This is a genomic window from Mesorhizobium sp. M4B.F.Ca.ET.089.01.1.1 (assembly GCF_004022605.1).
GTDB classification, from domain to species: domain Bacteria; phylum Pseudomonadota; class Alphaproteobacteria; order Rhizobiales; family Rhizobiaceae; genus Mesorhizobium; species Mesorhizobium abyssinicae.
This window is the reverse complement of record NZ_RZOS01001551.1, coordinates 1-399: the sequence shown is the minus strand read 5'-3', so window position 1 is coordinate 399 and position 399 is coordinate 1. Positions and strand designations below refer to the sequence as shown.

At 64.7% G+C, this 399-nt stretch carries 1 protein-coding gene; it reads left to right on the top strand.

Going from position 1 to position 399, the window contains the following annotated elements:
- On the top strand, nucleotides 1-399 hold a 399-nt coding region (locus EN780_RS38245), incomplete at both ends, for a DUF429 domain-containing protein (protein ID WP_128276682.1).

Below are 399 nucleotides of genomic sequence, written 5' to 3'. Positions count from 1 at the left end.
CTGCAAGGCTGGCTGGATCGCCGTCCACCGTCATCCGGATGCCGCCCCTTCGGTCTCCGTCTTTCCAGGCTTTGCCGCTTTGCTTGCCGCATTGCCCGCCAGCGCCACGATCGCCGTCGACATGCCGATCGGCCTGCCGGATTCTTCGCAAAAAGGCGGGCGCGGGCCGGAAGCGCTGGTGCGGCCACTTCTCGGCGGTCGGCAATCCAGCGTGTTCTCGATCCCCTCGCGCGCAGCGCTCTATGCCGAGATCGATGACTTCACCACGGTCGAGGCCTGGTATGAAGCGCATCGACGCGCCAGCGAAGTCGCCAAGGTGCGTTCGGATCCGCCGCGTGGCGTGTCGATCCAGGCCTTCGGCATATTCTCCAAGATCCGTGAGATCGATTCCCTGCTGAT